Source organism: Sporomusa sp. 246TCP1, assembly GCF_057319775.1.
The window spans coordinates 4,384,813-4,402,620 of record NZ_CM170492.1 but is presented as its reverse complement, the minus strand read 5'-3'; the positions used below and the strand labels follow the sequence as shown (position 1 = coordinate 4,402,620).

General features: G+C 44.6%; 18 protein-coding genes. 15 read left to right on the top strand and 3 right to left on the bottom strand.

Annotated features, from left to right (window positions below):
* Positions 1–11: 11 nt before the first annotated feature.
* The 3 genes from AC1ECB_RS20815 to AC1ECB_RS20805 all read left to right on the top strand — a co-directional run bounded on the left by AC1ECB_RS20815 (position 12) and on the right by AC1ECB_RS20805 (position 4,155).
* Positions 12–3,146: an efflux RND transporter permease subunit gene (locus AC1ECB_RS20815; RefSeq protein ID WP_485665577.1), complete on the top strand. Its 3,135-nt coding sequence runs from the start codon at positions 12–14 to the stop codon at positions 3,144–3,146.
* Between the two features lie 164 nt (positions 3,147–3,310).
* Positions 3,311–3,574 carry a hypothetical protein gene (locus tag AC1ECB_RS20810; protein ID WP_485665576.1) on the top strand — a complete coding sequence of 88 codons (264 nt, stop codon included), beginning with the start codon at positions 3,311–3,313 and terminating at the stop codon, positions 3,572–3,574.
* Positions 3,575–3,879: 305 nt separating this feature from the next.
* The gene (locus AC1ECB_RS20805) at positions 3,880–4,155 is read left to right on the top strand and encodes a hypothetical protein (protein WP_485665575.1); all 276 of its coding nucleotides are present in this window, start codon (positions 3,880–3,882) and stop codon (positions 4,153–4,155) included.
* Positions 4,156–4,511: 356 nt separating this feature from the next.
* On the opposite strand, the gene AC1ECB_RS20800 is transcribed toward AC1ECB_RS20805, so the two are convergent.
* A complete protein-coding gene (locus AC1ECB_RS20800) occupies positions 4,512–4,796 on the bottom strand; it encodes an SH3 domain-containing protein (RefSeq protein ID WP_485665574.1) in 285 nt (94 codons plus the stop codon).
* Positions 4,797–5,013: 217 nt separating this feature from the next.
* Between AC1ECB_RS20800 and AC1ECB_RS20795 the strand changes: the two genes are divergently transcribed.
* The 3 genes from AC1ECB_RS20795 (at position 5,014) to AC1ECB_RS20785 (ending at position 6,344) form a co-directional block, all read left to right on the top strand.
* Positions 5,014–5,307 (top strand): hypothetical protein, encoded by a 294-nt coding sequence (locus AC1ECB_RS20795; RefSeq protein ID WP_485665573.1) that lies wholly within the window; start codon positions 5,014–5,016, stop codon positions 5,305–5,307.
* A 46-nt stretch (positions 5,308–5,353) separates the two neighbouring features.
* Positions 5,354–5,932, top strand: a complete 579-nt coding sequence (locus tag AC1ECB_RS20790; protein ID WP_485665572.1) for an ECF transporter S component — start codon at positions 5,354–5,356, stop codon at positions 5,930–5,932.
* Between the two features lie 172 nt (positions 5,933–6,104).
* Positions 6,105–6,344, top strand: a complete 240-nt coding sequence (locus tag AC1ECB_RS20785) for a DUF1653 domain-containing protein (protein WP_485665571.1) — start codon at positions 6,105–6,107, stop codon at positions 6,342–6,344.
* Between the two features lie 44 nt (positions 6,345–6,388).
* Here AC1ECB_RS20785 and AC1ECB_RS20780 read toward each other — a convergent pair whose 3' ends face one another.
* Positions 6,389–6,946, bottom strand: a complete 558-nt coding sequence (locus AC1ECB_RS20780) for a guanylate kinase (protein WP_485665570.1) — start codon at positions 6,944–6,946, stop codon at positions 6,389–6,391.
* 350 nt (positions 6,947–7,296) lie between these two features.
* Between AC1ECB_RS20780 and AC1ECB_RS20775 the strand changes: the two genes are divergently transcribed.
* Positions 7,297–8,058: a tRNA threonylcarbamoyladenosine dehydratase gene (locus AC1ECB_RS20775; RefSeq protein ID WP_485665569.1), complete on the top strand. Its 762-nt coding sequence runs from the start codon at positions 7,297–7,299 to the stop codon at positions 8,056–8,058.
* A gap of 38 nt (positions 8,059–8,096) precedes the next feature.
* On the opposite strand, the gene AC1ECB_RS20770 is transcribed toward AC1ECB_RS20775, so the two are convergent.
* Positions 8,097–8,288 carry a hypothetical protein gene (locus AC1ECB_RS20770; protein WP_145092853.1) on the bottom strand — a complete coding sequence of 64 codons (192 nt, stop codon included), beginning with the start codon at positions 8,286–8,288 and terminating at the stop codon, positions 8,097–8,099.
* 394 nt (positions 8,289–8,682) lie between these two features.
* Between AC1ECB_RS20770 and nifB the strand changes: the two genes are divergently transcribed.
* From nifB to AC1ECB_RS20730, 8 genes are all read left to right on the top strand, one after another.
* Entirely contained in the window at positions 8,683–9,930 is a 1,248-nt protein-coding gene (nifB, locus tag AC1ECB_RS20765) for a nitrogenase cofactor biosynthesis protein NifB (protein ID WP_485665568.1), read from the top strand.
* A 525-nt stretch (positions 9,931–10,455) separates the two neighbouring features.
* Positions 10,456–11,283 carry a nitrogenase iron protein gene (gene nifH / locus AC1ECB_RS20760; protein ID WP_485665567.1) on the top strand — a complete coding sequence of 276 codons (828 nt, stop codon included), beginning with the start codon at positions 10,456–10,458 and terminating at the stop codon, positions 11,281–11,283.
* 33 nt (positions 11,284–11,316) lie between these two features.
* Positions 11,317–11,643: a P-II family nitrogen regulator gene (locus AC1ECB_RS20755; RefSeq protein ID WP_021167799.1), complete on the top strand. Its 327-nt coding sequence runs from the start codon at positions 11,317–11,319 to the stop codon at positions 11,641–11,643.
* Between the two features lie 13 nt (positions 11,644–11,656).
* On the top strand, positions 11,657–12,064 hold the full coding sequence (locus tag AC1ECB_RS20750; RefSeq protein ID WP_021167798.1) for a P-II family nitrogen regulator: 408 nt from the start codon (positions 11,657–11,659) through the stop codon (positions 12,062–12,064).
* 35 nt (positions 12,065–12,099) lie between these two features.
* Entirely contained in the window at positions 12,100–13,713 is a 1,614-nt protein-coding gene (gene nifD / locus AC1ECB_RS20745) for a nitrogenase molybdenum-iron protein alpha chain (protein WP_485665566.1), read from the top strand.
* Position 13,714: 1 nt separating this feature from the next.
* Positions 13,715–15,103: a nitrogenase molybdenum-iron protein subunit beta gene (gene nifK / locus AC1ECB_RS20740; RefSeq protein ID WP_485665565.1), complete on the top strand. Its 1,389-nt coding sequence runs from the start codon at positions 13,715–13,717 to the stop codon at positions 15,101–15,103.
* Positions 15,104–15,122: 19 nt separating this feature from the next.
* Positions 15,123–16,475, top strand: coding sequence for a nitrogenase iron-molybdenum cofactor biosynthesis protein NifE (gene nifE, locus AC1ECB_RS20735; RefSeq protein ID WP_485665564.1), 1,353 nt, complete (start codon positions 15,123–15,125; stop codon positions 16,473–16,475).
* Position 16,476: 1 nt separating this feature from the next.
* Positions 16,477–17,802: a nitrogenase component 1 gene (locus tag AC1ECB_RS20730; RefSeq protein WP_485665563.1), complete on the top strand. Its 1,326-nt coding sequence runs from the start codon at positions 16,477–16,479 to the stop codon at positions 17,800–17,802.
* Positions 17,803–17,808 lie beyond the last annotated feature (6 nt).

The window sequence follows — 17,808 nt, the reverse complement described above, 5'->3', positions numbered from 1 at the left end:
GGGGCGGGTTTATGGCAAAATTTTTTATTAACCGACCAATCTTCGCAATCGTCATATCCATACTTATTGTGCTGGCAGGCGGTATTGCTGCTTATACCCTGCCAATTGCCCAATATCCCCAAATTACACCGCCCCAGGTCAGTATCGGCACCACCTATACCGGTGCTAACGCGGATGTAGTGGAAAAAACGGTAGCCCAAGTCATTGAGCAGCAGACCAATGGCGTACAAGGCGCGGTTTCTATGACCTCTACCAGCTCCGATACAGGCAGGTATTCACTTAATGTCAAATTTGAATTAGGGGAAGATCCTGACATGGTGACAATGTACACCCAAAACCGGGTAGCGCAGGCTAATGCCGGCCTGCCTCAGGACGTGCAACAATCGGGCGTAACAACCCGTAAAGTTTCACCTGATACGGCGGTGTATTTCAGTCTTGTTTCCCCCAACAACAGTTATGACAGCGTGTTTCTCAAAAACTATGGTAGCATTAACATCCTTGATGACATTCGCCGGGTTAAAGGTGTAGGCGATGTTAGCGAATATGGTGCCGACTTTAGTATGCGTGTTTGGCTCAAACCAGATAAGCTGGCGCAGATGGGAATTACGGCTGCTGACATCGTTAGTGCCATTAAAGAGCAAAATGTGCAGGCACCAGCCGGTACCATTGGTCAGCTTCCGTCAGTAGCAAAGCAGGAGTTCCAGTATACGGCCAGTATCCAAGGCCGTTTGGTTACTGAAGAAGATTTTAGAAAAGTTATCATTCGCGCACAACCGGATGGTTCGGCTATTCACTTGGGCGATATAGCTACAGTTGAATTAGGGTCTAAAGATACTGCTGTTAAAAGTAGCTTTGACAGTCATGAGGCTGTTGTTTTTGCCGTCCAGCTGACAACAGAAGCTAACGCCCTGGAGACAGTTAAGGGTGTTCGGAAAGTCATTGAGGATGCATCCAAACGCTTTCCACCAGATATGGAGTACCGTATCCTTACTGATAATACCAAATATATTACCGAGTCGTTAGAGAAGGTATTACATACTTTCGTGGAAGCCCTTGCGCTGGTACTGATTATTGTTTATTTGTTCCTGCAAAATTGGCGGGCCACTTTGATTCCCATGCTGGCAGTGCCGGTTTCGTTGGTCGGAACCTTTGCAGCCTTTGTCATATTAGGATTTTCCATTAATACCCTGACTCTGTTTGCGATGGTACTGGCCATTGGCCTGGTAGTTGATGATGCTATTGTTGTTGTGGAGGCAGTTGAGCACCACATGCGTCATACCGGTCTTAACCCGAAGGAAGCGACAATCCGGGCAATGGAAGAAGTATCTGGTCCAGTTATCGCGATTGCTTTCGTGCTTGCGTCTGTTTTTATCCCGGTTGCCTTTTTTGGAGGAACGACAGGAGTTTTGTATAAACAATTTGCCTTGACAATCGTGGTTTCTATGGCGCTATCGGCGCTAGTGGCGCTAACATTGACTCCGGCGCTATGCGCTATGATCTTAAAGCCGTATACCGGCGAAGAACGCCCCGGTCTGATGGGCAGATTTTTTAACCGTTTCAACAATTGGTTTGATCGTATACTTGAAAAATATTCTAATGGTGTCCAGCGTTCGATTCGCAGAGCTGGCTTATGGGGTGTAGGCTTAGCAGTAATTGTTATCTTGTGCGTCTGGACGCTGCGGGTTATTCCTTCTACCTTTGTGCCTGATGAAGATCAAGGCTTCCTGTTATCTGTTGTTAGTTTACCGGAAGGGGCAAACCTAAACCGCACCACAGCGATTGCCAAGCAGGTCGGCGAAATCTATCATTCCCTGCCTGGCGTAGAAACCACTGGGGAAATAGCCGGGTATGACGTTTTAGCCGGTGGACAAAAGCCAAACGGCGCGATGGTAATTGCCGGACTAACGCCGTGGGGAGAGCGGACAACACCTAATACCCAGTTGAAAGCTATAATTGGGCAAGCCATGGGCAAAGTAAGTAATATACCGGAAGCTACTATTTTTGCCTTTAGCCCACCTGCATTGCCGGGCATTGGTACTGTCGGCGGTCTGACCTTTATGATTCAGGATAGAGGTGCCTCGACTATGGCGGAAATGAATGATGTATCTCAGCAGTTTATTGCCGCAGCCCGGAAGCGTCCGGAGATCAGTATGGCCCAATCAAGTTTCCGGGCTGATACGCCTTCGTACCGTTACGAAGTTGACAGGGAAAAAGCGAAAGCTTTGGGAGTTCCTGTTCAGGATATATTTACAGCCTTGCAAACCTTTCTGGGCGGTATGCAGGTAAATGACTTTAATCGCTTTGGCCGTACTTATAAGGTCATGCTGCAGGCGCAGCCGGAATTCCGCTCCGATGTGGATGCAACCCGTTTTTTCTATGTGCGGAGTTCTGCCGGTACTATGGTGCCGCTCAATACTTTGGTAACACCGGTTGCAACTAGCGGCCAAACGCTGATTAAGCGGTTTAATGGCTACCCGGCCATGCAAATTAATGCGACCACAGCTCCAGGCTATAGTTCTGGCCAGGCAATGGACGCATTGGAAGAGGTAGCGGCTGAGGTGTTGCCTCAAACCTTTACCTACGAATGGTCAGATTTAAGCCGTGAAGAAAAAGTTTCGGGCGGACAGACACCGATTATCTTCGGTTTTGCCCTGTTATTTGCTTTCTTATGTTTAGCTGCTTTGTATGAAAGCTGGAACATCCCATTTGCGGTACTCTTATCGGTACCCACAGGTATTTTTGGCGCAGCCTGCTTCATTTACGCCCGGGGACTGGAAAATAGTGTTTATATGCAAATTGGTTTAGTTATGCTCATCGGTCTGGCAGCTAAAAACGCGATCTTGATTGTAGAGTATGCCAAAGCCAGAACAGACAAAGGCATGGAACCAGTGCAGGCAGCAGTGGAAGCGGCCAAGCTCAGGCTGCGGCCTATCCTGATGACTTCGCTGGCCTTCATCTTAGGCTGTATTCCGTTAGCGATATCAACAGGTGCCGGTTCTGCCGCCCGTGCGGCATTAGGCACTACCGTTGTCGGTGGTATGACGGCAGCTACCAGTTTGAGTATCTTCCTGGTGCCTGTATTATTTGTTGCTATTGAATACGGGGCTGCTAAAATTAAATCTTTTAAAGTAAGTCACAAAGCTTGAGATAATTTCCCAAAACAGCCGTGCAGAAAATTCTGTGCGGCTGTTTGTGCGTAAAAAGAGACAGACCTCTCGTTTCTAACACATAATTAATATTTTAATTGTAAAATAAGGAACAGAAGTGATGGTGGCGTTACATGAATTAATAGTATTTAGGAGGTCTTCCTATGATGATAAAATCAAGGCAAATCGAACTTGCACAGTCAGTGCCGGCCATTGTTGGAATACTGGCAGCAAAACGGCAGGCATTAGTAGAGCGTGCCGGCATGGAAGCGGCCGCGATGGTAGCTAAAGCTGGTTTAACGATACGTGAGCAGCAGGCGGCCATGGCTGTAGCCGATTTGTATTTGCAGTATTGTCAGGAAGATGAGAATAATCAAAGGTGGAGCGAACTTATGGAGGACGCTATCCGGCAGGATGATACAATATAAATTAAGATGAGTTTTTTGGCATATAACGCGAAAAAAACTACCAGGGACAGTCAGCTAAGGACTGTTCCTGGTAGTTTTTATTTTATTAAGAAGGGTCAGGATATGAATTTTATGCTAATTATAGCAGGAAATTCACAGAAGTGCAGCGAAAATTGCGAAATATGATAAATGAGGGAACGTATTTTGCAGGGGGGAAGAGAAGATGAAAAGAAGTAAAATGTTATTTGTTATGATTTCGGCAATTGTGTTATCTGTTATTTTTAGTGCGGGTGCATTTTTGTCGTGGTTTCGGTTTAGAAAGGGTTATGTCACCGGTAATTTTGGATAATAATGATAAACCCATTTATGGTCATAAAAATCTTGATTATGAAAAAATAGTTAGTCGTGGGATGGCTGCTTATTCGACAGATGGTATTAATGATTTATCCCAGGCCGGAAGTAATCCTCTAGTAGTGAAAGCTGTGCGCTTAGCTGGTCAAAATTGCAATCCGGTTATTTCGGTGGAAGATGCGAATCGTGTTCTAATCGAAAATCAAGTGACTGGTTTTCTTAGTAATTGTTCAGTAGTATTTATCGAATAGCAGGTATAATACTTAAGGATTCACGAGTATTCGTGGATCCTTTGCTGTTTGTATGGCGTATTGTATGTATCTAGAAATAGGACTTTTGTCCCTGGAACTGTTTTACATAGTATGTTATTCTTAAAGCAAGAAACTAAAGCATAAGGGGGAGGCTGTGACAAATGCTTGATTATTTGTTTACATTGTGTGTCTTTGGTGTTTTGATTCTGTGCTTTAGCGGTATCATTAGGGTTTTATTTGATAATTTATTTAGAAGTGACAAATGGTGATGTTTACATTTACAGATAGTAGGGGCGGTTCTGATTGGAATGATAGCTATCATTTTAATCAGAACCGCCCTTTTGTGATTAGGGACTCTAGTACCTGCGATCTTTGGGGCTTATTTGGCTAAAAATAAGCCAGCCATGGTGGTTTTTGTGTTCTACCTGCCAGAATTGGCCATCGTCTGATTTGCTATACACCCGGACTACGTCACCTAATTTTAGCGTTTCGATAACTGGCGCTGAGGGGGTTGGCTCAGCGAAGATTTTGACTTGATCGACGTTGGTTACTGCTGAGAAGACAGCTTGTACAGGCAAAACCATGCAAGTAACCAGCAAAAGCAGTAAGAGTAGTTTTGGGTAGAAGGGAATTTTTTTCAAGGTAATTCCTCCAGTCTGGTAAGTCTGATAAAAATAAAATTCACCAAGTGGAAACGTAAATCCTATGTGCCAGCCCTAAGTTTGTAGACAATTTTATTTATGATGAGGATTATCTGAAAAAACATGTAGGGATTTGGCATTTTGGTTGCGAATAAATAAGTATGTTATAATGTATTGCTGAGAAACTTCACAGAGTTAAAAAAGGGAGAGAAGCCCAATGACGGATATGATAGAGGATTATAAGTACTTGTTTGCCTTGCATTTGGAGGATATCAGCAAGCGTTACGGGTTACTTTATTATGATGTTCTTAGAGGTAAGATGCCAGCCGAGGCTCAGGAAGTATATGCGGAGGGCTTAGCTCGGGTGTTTGAGTATATGAACTTGCGTCATGGTTTAGAAATGGAAGAGGTTATGGCCGTTCATGAAACGATAATAGAAACCGTGCTGGCCGAATTTATTATTGCGGCATTGCATAACGCTACATTAGACAATCCACAAGTGCTGCATTGATGCAAATGAAATATAGCTGTACCGAGTTGGTAGGAGGGGGGAGTAAGTGCATAGAAATATGGTTTATGTGACACGGGTGGCAATCCTGGCAAGTGCAGCCACAATTTTGATGCTGTTGGAGCTGCCAATTATTTTTATGCCGCCTTTTTTGAAACTGGATTTTAGTGATATACCAGCTATTATTGGTGCTTTTGCACTGGGGCCATTGGCAGGGTGCTTGATTGTGATGCTGAAAAACATCCTGCATGTAAGTAGTACGCAAACGGCGGGTATTGGAGAGATGGCCAATTTTTTGGTTGGGACAGGTTTTGTTGTACCTGCAGCTGTTATTTATCGCCAAATAAAGAATCGTACAGGGGCGGTTCTGGCTCTTGTTGCCGGAACATTTTCTATGACGCTGGTGGCGGCGGCAGTAAATTATTGGGTTTTAATTCCACTATATCAATCAGCATTACATCTTCCTCTTGAGGCTATTATTACTATGGGGAGGGTAGCGAACCCATTAATTGTTGATCTTAAGACTTTTATTGTTTTTGCTATTGTGCCATTTAATTTAGTCAAAGGTAGTATTATTTCGCTAATTACCCTGTTGGTCTACAAAAAGCTTTCCCCAATTTTGCATTAACAGAGTGTGTTTCAAAAAACACACTTTCCTTAATATTTTTTAAACTGTTATAAAATACCCCGGTGTTAAACGCCATGAAGTCGCACAGCAAGGGTATACTCGGTTTCTATGCTGAAAGGCTCAACGACAAAGAGGGTATTTTGTAACAGTCTCTAACATAAGGAGGAAGAGGATGACTGAAAAAAAGACACCTAGAGTAAAGACTGGAATTTATCGTCATTATAAAGGAAAGCTATATCATGTTGTCGGTGAGGCTATTCATAGTGAAACTGGGGAAACGTTGATTGTCTACCGGGCATTGTATGGAGAATACCGGTTATGGGTGCGTCCGAAATCTATGTTTTTTGAAAATATTGTACTAGATGGCAAGGAGGCCCCACGCTTTGCCTTGGAAGTAGAAGTTGACAATTGAATGTAAGAATAATAGTTTAAAGGCCGCCAAATTGGCGGCCTTTGCTATACACTTTTGTTAGGCAGGGTGACATTGCCGGTAATTGCCAAAATTTGGCGCACGGCGGCTTCCAGTGAACCAGTGTTTTTTACTACATAAGTGGCCGTTTGCCACATATCGAACTCACCGGTACTTTTGGCGTATTCAATACGACGGTTGATAAGCGCGTCAGCATCACCGCGGGCCAGCATGCGGGTTATGATAGTATCATAGTCGGTCATAAGAAATATGGATTCAAGGCGATTAGCCAGTAATTTTTTTAGCTGGATAAGCCCTTGCATTTCAACAGCTACTAAGCTTACTGGGTAAAGTTTGACTTTATCTAATACCTCTGCTTTACTCAGTCCGTAGTAATTTCCCGAGTATTCTACCCGCTCAATAAGCTCGGTTTTTTGAAACTCATCTTTACTAACAAAATAATAGTTAACACCATGCTTTTCACCGGGTCTGGGTTTACGGGTAGTATGGCTGACCATTTCGGGGATGGCATATTGGGCAAGCTCATGTAAGATACTGCTTTTACCAGCGGCTGGGGGACCAATCAGTGCATAGACCTTGTTCATAAAAGACCTCCTTGTCGGTGTTGATACTAATATATCGTTTAAAAAAGTCGCTAAGTTTACTCCCGGAAGAAAAACAAAGTCCCCCAAAAAAATATTTTGGGTCTAATTTTGGATAAACATCATATACTGTTTATTGTGGTACTAATTTAGGAGGTGGCAGGATGCTGGTGCATATTCAGTGCGGGGTCGTAATGGAAGTCGATCAAGAGGGCAATCATATTTGCCCGAAATGTGGTAAAACCATTAAACCCCGTATATCCCGTAAGTAGACGAAGGCTTGTTGACTGTCCTGGGGATTTTTGCTACACTAATAAAATGCATAGACTTTAGTTAATAAAGGGTGACAATAGATGCTGCATGAATTTTCCCGGACAGAATTATTAATCGGCACAGAAGGCCTGAGTAAATTAGCGAAAAGCAAGGTGGCTGTTTTTGGTATCGGCGGGGTTGGGACATATGCTGTGGAAGGCCTGGTGCGCTCAGGTGTAGGTAAATTTGTGCTGGTGGATGATGATTATATTTGTCTGACTAATATTAACCGGCAGCTGCATGCTACTAGAAAAACGATCGGGAAGCCTAAGGTTGAGGTTATGAGAGAACGTATCCTCGAGATAAATCCCAAGGCAGAAGTCACTGTTTTTCAGGAATTTTATTTGCCGGATACGGCAGACAAACTGCTTGCTGACGATTATACGTATATCGTGGATGCCATTGATACCGTTACCGGTAAGCTTGATCTTGTTGTCAGGGCCAAAGCTAAAAATATTCCGGTGATCTCCTCCATGGGGGCTGGCAATAAGTTGGATCCAACGCAGTTTGAGGTGACTGATATTTTCCGTACTTCAGTGTGTCCATTGGCAAAGGTGATGCGCCAGGAGCTGAGAAAGCGGGGTATCACTTCACTTAAGGTAGTCTATTCAAAAGAGGCGCCGCTTACCCCGGTGGAGACAGAGAGTTCTAGCTGCAGTGAAGCCTGCATTTGTCCGCAGGAAACAATGCGCAAATGTATATCGCGCCACCAAATTCCTGGCAGTATTGCTTTTGTACCGTCAGTGGCTGGCCTCATTATTGCAGGGGAAGTAGTTAAAGACATAGTTTTTTGTAGAGTGTAAAAGAAGCTTAATGGACAGGAGAGTCCATTAAGCTTCTTTTACTTGTTGGCCCGTTTTTTGGTGTATACTTCCCAAGCGCTCATAACCTTTTGCCGGGAATACTCCAGGCGTTTGGCAGTTACTTTACTGTTATTTCTTTCACTCTCAGCAGAGAGATCGTAAAGGGTGTTGTTGAGGGAAGATACTAAGGCTGCCAGCAATTCATGTACATCATCGTTAGAAGTTTCCATAAAATCAAGTCTCCCTTCGGGGATTTGCAATCTACCGATGAGGGTAGATAGCAGTTTATTAAAAGTATAGCCGGATATTTAGGCAAATGCAATAATAAGTCAAAATACTTAATTACATAAAAATTAAATGTTTCAAAATATCCCGAACTATTGCGGGTAACTAATAGCTATGGTATAGTTAATTCAAAAGATAATGATTTTTAGCGATGAAGCTATTGGGCAGAGAATTCTGCTCATAGCTTTTTATGTTTTTACGGCAGAGTATTTTCTGCAGACAGTTTACCTATTTTATTTAGGCTGACCACGGTTAGTTACTGGGGTAAGCCTTTTAATGAAGTGTAAATGTAATTTTCTTATTATAAGTCCTACTTAGAGAAAGGAAGTGGCCCGTTTTATGACGCGCATGCTTACCGATAAACACCCCTGCTTTTCCAGTCAAGCCCAGGATCAATATGCACGTATGCATCTGCCAGTAGCGCTACGGTGTAATATCAGCTGCAACTATTGTAGTCGTAAGTATGATTGTGTTAATGAAAGTCACCCTGGAGTAACTAGTGAATTGTTGTCACCGGCAGATGCGCTTGCCAAATTTGAACAGGTGAAAGCTGCTATCCCTAATCTTAGTGTGATTGGGATTGCTGGTCCAGGGGATGCCCTGGCTGATTGGAAGGAAACCCGTGAGACTATTGAACTTATTAAGAAAAAAGACCCAGGCATGCTATTTTGCCTGTCAACCAATGGCCTGCTACTGCCCGAATACGCTCCGGAAATAGTCAAACTTGGTGTTCGCCACGTCACGGTAACCGTAAATTGTACCGACCCAATTGTTGGTTCACAGATCTATGGCGCTGTTAATTACCAAGGTACTCGTTATGTTGGGGCAGAAGGTGCTGAGATTCTTTTGAATAACCAGCAGGAAGGAATAATGTACCTGGCGGGGCATGGTGTTGCGGTCAAAGTGAATCTTGTAATGATAAAAATGGTTAATGATTGGCATATGCCTGCTGTTGTCAAAAAAGTCAAGCAATTAGGTGCTTGTCTTACCAATATAATGCCCTTCATTCCCACGCCGGGTAGTGTATTTTCCGGGCTGCCGCAAACTAATATGCGCGATGTTATAGCCATGCGTGCAGCTTGCAACGATGAACTGAAGCAGATGACCCATTGTCGCCAGTGTCGGGCAGATGCCATTGGTCTTCTAGCTAAGGATCGTAACAGTGAGTTTAGAAACTGTGTAACTGCCACTCCGGTTGAATTGGTTGAACGTAAAGCATTGCCGTTTGTCGGTCATTACAAGATAGCAGTTACTACCAAATTTGGTAAAATGGTTGATTTAAACTTTGGTCAGGCCGATGAATTCTATATTTATCAGGTAAATAATAACCGGTATGAGTTAATGGAAACGCGCAGCTTGAAAGAAAGTTGTAGTATCGATGGGGACTGTGATGCCAAAGAGAAGCGGCGGGAATCCACGCTGGCGGCACTGCGGGATTGTGATGCTTTATTGACTATGCGGATCAGCTATCAGGCGCAAAAGCGTTTGTTAAAGCAGGGTATCATGTCGGTGGAATATTGCTATACCGTGGGAAGTGGGCTTTATTATGCCGTCGAACAACTTGAATTAAAGGAAGCTGCCAGATAAAGGTCTGGATGGATAGTAATGGAGATGGAGTAATAGTTATTACTGCTGTATGCAGAAAACTTAATTTTCGAACATTATTCGGAAGTGTTGCAGATGGGGTTTATCTATGGTATAGTGTGTTTAATAGAAATTGGTTTTCAGCGATGAAGCTATGAAGTAGAGAATTCTACTTATAGCTTTTTATGTTTTTATGGCAGCGTAAATTCCTGCAGATAGTTTAATAGTTTTAACAAGCAATGAGGCTTACCACAGTTATTGATTGTGGTAAGCCTTGTCTTGTTATCAACCAAAAGGTTAACTTTTCTAAAAGCAGGATAAGGAAGGGGGGTGATTATCTTCCAAACAAATAAAAGGCCTCACGAGTACTACCAATACACGTGAAGCCACAGCAAATCGCAATCCCAAGCGGGCAGCAAGGGTTTATTGATTATGCCTACTATTATTATATTCTACACACTAACATTTTTCAACAGATAAACCCGCTATGCCAGAATTATCGTTATAAAAAAAAGGAGGAAGTTAACAATGAGACAGGTTGCTATTTATGGTAAAGGCGGTATCGGTAAATCGACTACAACGCAAAACACAGTTGCGGCGTTAGCTGAAGCTGGAAAAAATATTATGGTAGTTGGCTGTGATCCTAAGGCCGACTCGACGCGGTTACTGTTAAATGGACTTTGTCAAAAGACAGTGCTTGATACACTGCGTGACGAAGGTGATGATATTGAACTTGATGCTATTTTAAAAGAAGGTTTTAAAAGTACCCGCTGTGTAGAATCCGGTGGTCCTGAACCAGGGGTAGGCTGCGCTGGTCGTGGCATAATCACCTCAATTAATATGTTGGAATCGCTTGGAGCCTATACTCCTGAACTCGACTATGTGTTCTATGATGTACTTGGCGACGTTGTTTGCGGCGGTTTTGCGATGCCAATTAGAGAAGGCAAAGCCGAAGAAATCTATATTGTAGCTTCCGGAGAACTCATGGCTTTATATGCGGCTAACAATATTGCCAAAGGTATTCAAAAATATGCAACAACAGGCAAGGTTCGGTTGGGTGGCATTATCTGCAACAGCCGGAAGGTAGATAATGAATTGCCGCTTTTGAAAGCGTTCGCTGAAGAACTTGGTTCTCAGCTCATCTATTTCGTACCAAGGGATAACCTGGTTCAACGTGCTGAAATTCACAAAAAGACGGTTATTGATTTTGATCCTGAAGCCGGTCAGGCCAATGAATACCGTGCTTTGGCTAAGGCCATCGACGATAATAAATTGTTTGTTATTCCAAAACCTATGACGCAAGATCGTTTGGAAGAACTCATGATGCAACATGGCTTCCTTGACGCCATTGCCTAAGCTTAAACGACGAAAAATGAAGGAGTGAATGTTGTGATATTAATCAGAGCCATTATTAGACCAGATAAAAAAGATGAAGTGCTGGCCGAACTGTCACAAGCCGGATTTAACGCTGTTACTGTCGTTGACGTTGTGGGCCGCGGCAAACAAAAAGGCATTAAAATTGGTGGGGTCGTTTATGATGAAATCCCCAAAACGCTGCTTTTAATGGCAGTGCGGGCCGAATATAAACAGGAAATTATTAAGGTAATAATGGAAGCGGCCAAAACAGGTGAAAAAGGTGCCTATGGCGACGGCAAAATATTCATAACGCCTGTTTCCGAGGTATACACCGTGTCAAGCGGCATGAAAGAACTGTAAAGGAGGCTGTACCATGCAAGAGATTCTAGCCATAGTACGCATGAATAAAACAAGTGCTACCAAGAAAGCATTGGTAGAAGCCGGGGTAGCCGGATTCACAGCCTTCAAGGTCATGGGGCGGGGAAAACTAATTGATGATCCAGCTGTTGTAGCCGAGCGGAAAGACAAAATGATGAGCATGGCTGGTGCTGACGAGGCAGATGCGGAAATGTTGATTGATGGCTTTCTCGATGGACACCGGTTGTTCCCACGGCGATTATTTACGATTTTAGCCCATGATGAAGATGTACCCAGGATTGTGGAGGCCATTATGTCGGCCAACCGCACCGAAAATAAGGTGGGGGACGGAAAGATCATTGTTATGCCCATGCTGGATGCTATTAGGGTTCGTACCGGTGAAGCCGGCGAAGACGCAGTATAAGCTTGGTTAATAAGGAAGCAAAGGGGGAAAGCAGCATGGCTGTTACTGAAAAGGAGTTACAAGAGATACTTGATCAATATCCATCTAAAGTCCAAAAAAATCGTACAAAACACATCTTTATTAAAGATGGAGCAGAAAGTGCGCAGGTAATTGAAGCCAATACCCGAACGATTCCAGGTATTATTACCAACCGCGGCTGTGCCTACGCCGGTTGTAAAGGCGTTGTGCTCGGCCCGCTTAAAGATATGGTTCATATTACTCATGGCCCCATTGGTTGTGGCTACTATTCCTGGAGTACTCGCCGCAACAAAGCTAAATCGGATGATCCCACTCAGAATTTCCTTAACTATTGTGTATCAACTGATATGCAGGAAAGTGACATTGTGTTTGGCGGCGAAAAAAAACTTGCGAAGGTTATAGATGAAGTGGTAGATATCTTTCATCCCAATTGTATTACGGTTTCGGCTACCTGCCCGGTTGGACTGATTGGTGATGATATTAGTGCTGTCGCCCGGGCAGCTGAATCCCGCCATGGGGTTCCTGTTCTTGCCTTTAGCTGTGAAGGCTATAAAGGCGTCAGCCAGTCGGCCGGTCACCATATTGCCAACAACATCTTGATGGAGCGGGTTATTGGAGCAGGCGAAGCCGAGAAGGCTGCTGGTAAATATCCTATCAATATTCTCGGCGAATACAACATTGGCGGCGATAGTTGGGAAGTAGAGCGAGTTTTAAAGGAGATCGGTTATACTGTTGTATCGGTCATGACTGGTGATGGCTCATATGAAGAACTAAAGAATGCCCACACTGCAGAACTCAATCTGGTTCAATGCCATCGCTCAATTAATTATATCGCAGATATGTTAGAGACGAAGTATGGTACACCTTGGCTCAAAGTCAATTTCATTGGCATTCAAGGCATGTGTGAATCTCTCAGAAACATGGCGTTGTACTTTGGCGATGAAGCGCTCATTGCTAAAACGGAAGAAGTAATCGCACGTGAAGTGGCGCGAATCGAACCACTCATTGAGCAGTACAAGAAGATTTGTGATGGCAAGACGGCATTCTGCTTTGTTGGTGGCTCGCGTGGTCATCATTACCAGGGGCTTTTTGCCGAGATAGGGATTGAAACAGTATTAGCAGGCTATGAATTTGCCCACCGGGATGATTACGAAGGGCGACAGGTTATTCCTACCATCAAAACCGATGCTGATTCTAAGAATATTCCCGAGCTGCAGGTGAGGGCGGATGAACAGCGTTTTCGCCTGAAAGTATCGCCGGAAAAAATGGAAGAACTTAAGCAGAAAATTCCATTAAGTGACTATGCAGGTATGGCTGTGACCATGAAGGACGGCAGTATCATTGTTGATGATCTCAATCACTTTGAAACAGAGGAGTTTATCAAGCTTCTCAAACCGGACATCTTTGCCTCCGGTATCAAGGATAAATATGTAATTCAGAAAATGGGTATCCCGGCCAAACAGCTCCATTCGTATGATTACAGTGGTCCCTATGCCGGTTTTAACGGCGCAGTTAATTTTGCGCGAGATGTGAGTATGGGATTTGCTTCTCCTAGCTGGAACTATATAGTTCCGCCCTGGCAGGATGAACCGCTGTTAACTGGTACTGTAACTGAGGAAGGAGTGGCCTGATATGCTGGATTGTACACCTAAAGAACATAAAGAACGTAATAGTGGCGGCATGATTAACCCGGCTAAAACCTGCCAGCCTATTGGGGCTATGTACGCTGCCCTGGGGATTCATGGTTGTTTGCCGCATAGTCACGGTTCACAAGGCTGCTGCTCTTATCATCGTATGCACTTATCCCGGCATTTCCGGGAGCCGGCCATGGCTTCTACTTCGAGCTTTACCGAAGGAGCCTCGGTGTTTGGCGGCGGTGCCAACCTAAAAACCGCCATAAAAAATGTATTTTCTATTTATAATCCAGAGGTTATGGCAGTGCACACTACCTGCCTGACTGAGACCATCGGTGATGATATTCCCAATATTATTAAATCAACCGAGGTTCCTGAAGGCAAGATCATTATTCACGCCAATACGCCGAGTTATGTAGGCTCACACATTACCGGCTTTTCCAACATGACCAAGGGGATGGTCAGTTATCTGGCAGAAGCTACTTTGCCGGTAAAAAGAGAACAGGTCAATATCATACCCGGGTTCGTTAATCCTGGTGATATGCGGGAGATTAAACGTATTGTTAAGGTCATGGGAATTAAGTCAATCATGTTCCCTGATACCTCTGGTGTGTTGGATGCGCCAATGACAGGAAAGTTCACCATGTTTCCACAGGGGGGTGCTACTGTGGCGCAGATCAAAGACAGCGGAAATTCTAAACTGACATTGGCTCTCGGACGTTTTGCCTCAAGTGATGCGGCCGAGTTATTGGTCCAAAAATGCCAGGTGCCGGCAACTACCTTGAAAACACCGATTGGAATTAAGGCTACCGATGCTTTGCTTGTAGCCTTGCGCCGGGCGTTTGCGCAAGAAGTACCCTACGAGCTGGAAGAAGAACGTGGTCAATTGGTAGACATTATGACGGACACTCACTTTCACTTCCATGGCAAACAGGTAGGTATCTTTGGTGATCCGGATATTGTTACCGGTTTGACAGAACTTGTTCTGAGTCTGGGAATGAAGCCAGTCCATATCTTAACAGGTACACCGGGCGGGGCCAAAGGATCAGTTACCGGAAGTTTTGAAGAAGAGATTCAGGCTATGCTGGAACCCGCGGGTGTGACAGCTAATGTCAAGGCAGGTGGCGATTTATTTACTTTCCATCAGTGGCTCAAGAATGAACCAGTTGATTTGATTATAGGTAATACCTACGGTAAATATATAGCTCGCGCGGAAGATATTCCGCTGGTACGAGTTGGTTTCCCCGTATTGGATCGCAGTGTTCATTCCTATTTGCCGATTGTTGGCTATCGCGGCGCTATGCGCCTGATTGAGAGTATCAGCAATGCGCTATTAGACAGAGCAGACAGGGATGCTGCTGATGAAGATTTTGAGTTGGTTATGTAGTTAACCAGGAGGTGAAGATATGAGCGAGGCGACTGCGGCTATTTCGGAACGGGAACAATTTATAGCTACCAAAGGACGAAGAAAAAACACGATAAAGTGCGATGCTGACAGTATTGCCGGCTGTGTCAGTCAACGGGCCTGTGTGTACTGCGGGGCCAGAGTAGTTTTAAATCCGGTTACTGATGCAATCCATCTGGTGCATGGCCCGGTTGGCTGTGCCAACTACACCTGGGATATTCGCGGCAGTTTGTCCAGCGGCTCCGAACTTTACCGTAACAGTTTTACTACTGATTTGAGGGAAAAAGACATTATTTTTGGCGGCGAAAAGAAGCTGGCCCGGATGATTGATGAACTTGTGGCTAAATACCAAGCCAAGCTGGTATTTGTGTACTCCACCTGTATCGTTGGGGTAATCGGTGATGATTTGACGGCTGTGTGCAAAGCGGCGGCCAGCCGTCATGGTATTGAGGTTATTCCTGTGGAATCCAGTGGTTTTATTGGCAACAAATCAGCTGGTTACCGGGCTGCCTGTGAGGCGCTATTAAAGCTCATCGATCCGGTTGACCGGCGCGAAGCCGCCAGTAGAACCATCAATTACCTGGGAGAATTTAATCTGGCTGGTGAAGCCTGGATTATTAAAGACTATCTCCAGCAGATGGGGGTAAAGGTCAACACTGTATTTACCGGTGATTCGACTAGTGCCACCATTAAGGGAGCAGCTAAGGCTGCACTCAATATTGTTCAGTGTGCTGGTTCAATGTATTATTTGGCAGGCAAGCTGCAGGAACTATATGGTATTCCGTACCAGCAGGTGTCTTTCCTGGGGCTTGAAGATACTGCACAATCGTTGCGCAATATTGCTGAGGCTATGGGCGGCGGTGAACTCAGGGCTAAGGCGGAAGTACTCATTCGTCAGGAAACTGACAGGGTGGCACCCATTATTAAAGGCTACAGAGAAAAACTGGCAGGTAAAAAAGCAGCCGTCTATGTTGGCGGTGGGTTTAAGGCCATCTCGCTAATTAAGCAGTTTCGGGAAATTGGCATTGAGGTGGTAATGGTAGGTACGCAGACCGGGCGCCCGGAGGAATATGACACCATTAATGAACTTGTCAGTGATGGTACTGTTATTTTAGATGATGCCAATCCGGCAGAACTGGAACGTTTTATGACTGGTCAAGGAGCGCATCTGTTGGTAGGCGGTGTCAAGGAACGGCCGTTGGCCTACAAGCTGGGACTCGCGTTCATTGACCACAATCACAACCGTAAACATCCTTTAAGCGGTTTTGATGGTGCCGTTAACTTTGCGCAGGAAGTATACTCTACCGTGTGCTCACCAGTATGGCAATATACCGCTCGTCAAGGAGGTGTCTGATATGGAAAACCCCTGTCACATGTGTATGCCGATGGGTGGAATATTGGCGCTTAAAGGTATTGAACGATCAATGGTAATTGTTCATGGTTCGCAAGGGTGCAGCACCTATATGCGGCGACATATTGCTGAGCATTTTAATGAGCCAATTGATGTTGGTTCCTCTTCGCTTAATGAAAAAGGGACAGTGTATGGCGGTGAGGCTAATTTGCGCCAGGCCCTTGATAATATTAATAAAGTTTATCAGCCAGGACTGATTGGTGTTGTTACCACCTGTCTGGCTGAAACCATTGGGGAAGACATAGCCAGGATAGTAGCTGACTATCGGCAGGAACGCAAGCTTGTTATGCCGATTGTTACTGCCAATACTCCCGGTTATGGCGGCAATCATAGTGAGGGTTATTGGCTGACTGTCCGGCGTTTGGTTGAGACGCTGGCAACCGCCACCGAACGCCATAACAAAGTAAATATCATTATACCCAGCATTAGTCCGGCCGACATTCGAGAACTGAAGCGTTTGCTTACTGCCATGGATTTGGAATATATGTTGTGTCCTGATATAGCGGACACTCTTGACCGGCCATACCTTGCTAACTACAGTAAATTACCTGCGGGCGGCACGCCTATAGCGGATCTTTACCGCATGGGTGGTGCGCCGGCAACCATTGAAATGGGTGTTACCTTAGATAGTAGTATATCACCCGGAAAATATCTTGAAGATACCTTTGGTGTACCACTGTATTCTGTACCATTGCCGATTGGTATTCAAAACACGGATGCCTTTATGGGTGCGATCGAGACTATCAGCGGCAGGAACCGGCCTGCGGACATTGAGAACGAGCGGGGACGGCTTATTGATGCCATGATTGATTCTCATAAATATAATTTCTTCGGACGCAGTGCCATTTTTGGTGATCCTGAACTTGTCTATGCTGTGACGCAGCTCTGCCTGGAAAACGGTATTCGCCCAGTAGTAGTAACCGGGGATAAAAGCGGGAACTTGTCGCGGCTTTTACCCAAAACTGAGATGTCAGCCGAAACTGTTGTATTATCAGATCCTGATTTTGATTTAGTTCAGCAACAGGCCAAGGCGGGTGAGGCTAATATTGCTATTGGCCATTCGGACGGGCGCTTTCTTACTGAAAGAGATCATATTCCCCTAGTGCGTTTAGGATTTCCCATTCATGATCGAGTGGGTGGTCAGAGGCTGTTGTCAATAGGGTATACTGGCTCTATGAACTTGCTAGACAGAATTACCAACACCTTGCTAGCCGAAAAATATCAGTACTACCGCCAGAATATGTACCAAAAATATTATAAATCATCATAACCCTTA

Coding starts and splice junctions, on each gene's coding strand:
- AC1ECB_RS20815 (WP_485665577.1), top strand. CDS start 12: ATGGCAAAATTTTTTATTAACCGACCAATCTTCGCAATCGTCATATCC.
- AC1ECB_RS20810 (WP_485665576.1), top strand. CDS start 3,311: ATGATGATAAAATCAAGGCAAATCGAACTTGCACAGTCAGTGCCGGCC.
- AC1ECB_RS20805 (WP_485665575.1), top strand. CDS start 3,880: ATGTCACCGGTAATTTTGGATAATAATGATAAACCCATTTATGGTCAT.
- AC1ECB_RS20795 (WP_485665573.1), top strand. CDS start 5,014: ATGACGGATATGATAGAGGATTATAAGTACTTGTTTGCCTTGCATTTG.
- AC1ECB_RS20785 (WP_485665571.1), top strand. CDS start 6,105: ATGACTGAAAAAAAGACACCTAGAGTAAAGACTGGAATTTATCGTCAT.
- AC1ECB_RS20780 (WP_485665570.1), bottom strand. CDS start 6,946: ATGAACAAGGTCTATGCACTGATTGGTCCCCCAGCCGCTGGTAAAAGC.
- AC1ECB_RS20775 (WP_485665569.1), top strand. CDS start 7,297: ATGCTGCATGAATTTTCCCGGACAGAATTATTAATCGGCACAGAAGGC.
- AC1ECB_RS20770 (WP_145092853.1), bottom strand. CDS start 8,288: ATGGAAACTTCTAACGATGATGTACATGAATTGCTGGCAGCCTTAGTA.
- nifB (WP_485665568.1), top strand. CDS start 8,683: ATGACGCGCATGCTTACCGATAAACACCCCTGCTTTTCCAGTCAAGCC.
- nifH (WP_485665567.1), top strand. CDS start 10,456: ATGAGACAGGTTGCTATTTATGGTAAAGGCGGTATCGGTAAATCGACT.
- AC1ECB_RS20750 (WP_021167798.1), top strand. CDS start 11,657: ATGCAAGAGATTCTAGCCATAGTACGCATGAATAAAACAAGTGCTACC.
- nifD (WP_485665566.1), top strand. CDS start 12,100: ATGGCTGTTACTGAAAAGGAGTTACAAGAGATACTTGATCAATATCCA.
- nifK (WP_485665565.1), top strand. CDS start 13,715: ATGCTGGATTGTACACCTAAAGAACATAAAGAACGTAATAGTGGCGGC.
- nifE (WP_485665564.1), top strand. CDS start 15,123: ATGAGCGAGGCGACTGCGGCTATTTCGGAACGGGAACAATTTATAGCT.
- AC1ECB_RS20730 (WP_485665563.1), top strand. CDS start 16,477: ATGGAAAACCCCTGTCACATGTGTATGCCGATGGGTGGAATATTGGCG.